Here is a 2,125-nt window from a genome sequence, read left to right on the forward strand (position 1 = left end):
TCGCGACATGTTCCTGTTCGGCAAGTAGCCGCAGTTGATGTCCATGCATGGGTCCGCGCTGCTCCAGCGAGCCCAAGATGAAAATCCGGATCGACGACACCCAACTACTCTTGCATAAGTACTCGTGCAAGGCTAGCGTCAACCGAATGGTGTCTGCATTGCTATATCAAGCCTTTTATCGGATCGGTTTCACGCCCTGGGACGGCCACGCATTGTCGTCGACCTTGCGGAAACTGATCGAGGGCCCGGCCGCATTGCCCGCGGGTGCGGCGATCGATATCGGTTGCGGCACAGGCGATTCGTCGATCTATCTAGGCCGCCACGGGTGGCAGGTAACCGGAGTGGACGTCGCGGCGAAGGCGCTTGAGAAGGCCGGAGCCAAGGCCGCCGCCGGACACGTCCGAGTCCACTTCCTGCGGGCCGACGCGACCCGGCTGAGTTCGGCGGGGCTCGGTAAGGGCTGCACGCTGATCCTCGACAGCGGCTGCCTGCACGGCATGAGCGACGACGCCCGCGACCGCTACGTGGCGGAACTCGGCGCGATTGCCGCCCCGCAAACGCACCTGCTGATCTTCGCGTTCACGCCCGGCGGCCAGACCGGGGTGCGCGGCGTCGACCACGCCGAGATCGAACGACGTTTCACACCGCAATGGGAATTGGTCTCGGCCGCAGACGAAGATGAGATGACCAACAACCCCCAGCACCCGGCGCGCCACTATCTGCTGCAGCGCCGCGCGTAAGTCATTCTCGGCCGTGTCGCCGCGGTCCTATATCAGACATGCTTCCAATAACACGCGATCGCTGATTAAGATCGGAAAACGCCATCGCACCAGCTATGGCGCGCCGGTTGAGAAGTAAGCAGGCGACAGTGGCCGATATCGTCTTCGTCAATCCTCGATTCGAGGCGTCCTACTGGGGCCTCGAACACGCACTTCCGCTGCTCGGCAAGAAGTGCAACCTACCGACTGCGTGCCTGCCGCTGCTCGCGGCGTTGACGCCCGCAGGCCATTCCGTGACCATCGCCGACGAGAACGTCGAACCGATCGACTACGACCGGTTGGCGCGGGCCGACATCGTGGCGCTCACCGGCATGACAGTTCAGCGCGCTCGGATGCGCGAGATCCTTTGCGAACTCAAAGCCCGCGGTGTCTTCACGGTCGTCGGCGGTCCGTGGGTCACCGTGCAGGAGGATTACTTCGACGGGCTGACCGACGTGATCTTCGTCGGCGAAGCCGAAACGACCTGGCCGCAGTTTCTCGAAGAATGGGCCGTGGGCCGACATGGGCGCCGCTACGAACAACTCGAGGCGACCGACATGACCCAGGTGCCGGTGCCGCGCTACGACTTGCTGAAGGCCAAGGACTATTTGTTCGGCAGTGTCCAATTCAGCCGCGGCTGTCCCTTCCAATGCGAGTTCTGCGACATCATCGTCACGTTCGGTCGCAGGCCGAGGCTGAAGACGAGCGTGCAGGTGATCGCCGAGTTGGAAGCGATGCGCAAGCAACACCTGAGAATCGCCTTCATCGTCGACGACAACCTGATCGGCAACAAGATCGCGGTCAAGGAGTTGCTGCGCGACGTTGCCGCGTGGCAAGTCGCCGAGGGGTATCCCTTCACGTTCTTCACCGAGGCGTCGCTCAACCTCGCCGAGGACGAAGAGATGATCGAGTTGATGGACGCGGCCAACATCGTGACTGTCTTCATCGGCATCGAGAGCCCGAACGAAGAGTCGCTGCGCGAGACGAAGAAGTATCAAAACGTCAAAAAGGCCGGCTCGATCGTCGACCGCGTCCGCAAAGTGCAGGACTCCGGCATCGAAGTCTGGTGCGGCATGATCGTCGGCTTCGACCACGACGACACCCGGATCTTCAAGGCCCAGCACGAGTTCCTACGCCAGACCGACATCATGCACGCCATGGTGGGCATGCTGTCGGCCATCCCGAAGACGCCGCTGCACGCTCGCCTGAAGGACGAGGGCCGGCTCGATCCCGACGACGAACAACCGTTCGGCACCAACGTGATTCCGCTCGGCATGACGCGCGACGAGCTGCGCGACGGGTACATCGGCCTGATGCGCGAACTGTACGAGCCCGACTTCTACTTCGAGCGCCTCGAAAACCTGTTC

The 2,125-nt window shown here is 62.4% G+C and carries 2 protein-coding genes; both read left to right on the forward strand.

Annotated elements, in window-relative coordinates:
• Window positions 1–146 precede the first annotated feature (146 nt).
• Window positions 147–740, forward strand: coding sequence for a class I SAM-dependent methyltransferase (locus WBF82_RS01700; RefSeq protein WP_424381376.1), 594 nt, complete (start codon window positions 147–149; stop codon window positions 738–740).
• A 128-nt stretch (window positions 741–868) separates the two neighbouring features.
• Window positions 869–2,125 (forward strand): B12-binding domain-containing radical SAM protein (locus tag WBF82_RS01705; RefSeq protein ID WP_424381377.1); only part of this gene is annotated, 1,257 nt, incomplete at its 3' end.

Source organism: Mycobacterium sp. (assembly GCF_049673265.1).
Lineage (GTDB): Bacteria > Actinomycetota > Actinomycetes > Mycobacteriales > Mycobacteriaceae > Mycobacterium.

Bases quoted from the DNA above. Each gene is read 5' to 3' on its own strand.
- WBF82_RS01700 (WP_424381376.1), top strand. From the start codon at position 147: ATGGTGTCTGCATTGCTATATCAAGCCTTTTATCGGATCGGTTTCACG.